This window comes from Rheinheimera muenzenbergensis (assembly GCF_036984005.1).
GTDB classification, from domain to species: domain Bacteria; phylum Pseudomonadota; class Gammaproteobacteria; order Enterobacterales; family Alteromonadaceae; genus Alishewanella; species Alishewanella muenzenbergensis.
Genome location: NZ_JALAAR010000064.1, coordinates 1 through 266 on the forward strand (window position 1 = coordinate 1; position 266 = coordinate 266).

Consider the following 266-nt stretch of genomic DNA (forward strand, 5'->3'; position numbering starts at 1 on the left):
TAAGCTAACTCATACTAATTGCCCGAGAGGCTTAACCATACAACGCCCAAGATGTTTTAAGATACAGTGTGCATAACGACTAACAGCAAGCCAAATTAAAGATGGAACGACAGTTTTTATCAAATGCATCCATGCATTTGACCCGCAAGCGGGCCGCGCTGAAGCGCGTTAAAACGTTGTTCCTGACACGTTTTTGCCTGGTGGCAATAGCGCTGTGGAACCACCTGATCCCATTCCGAACTCAGAAGTGAAACGCAGCTGCGACG

General features: G+C 47.4%; 1 rRNA gene. It reads left to right on the top strand.

What is annotated here, in order from left to right:
* Positions 1-196: 196 nt before the first annotated feature.
* Positions 197-266: ribosomal RNA gene (gene rrf / locus MN202_RS20570) — 5S ribosomal RNA — on the top strand; the annotation flags it as partial.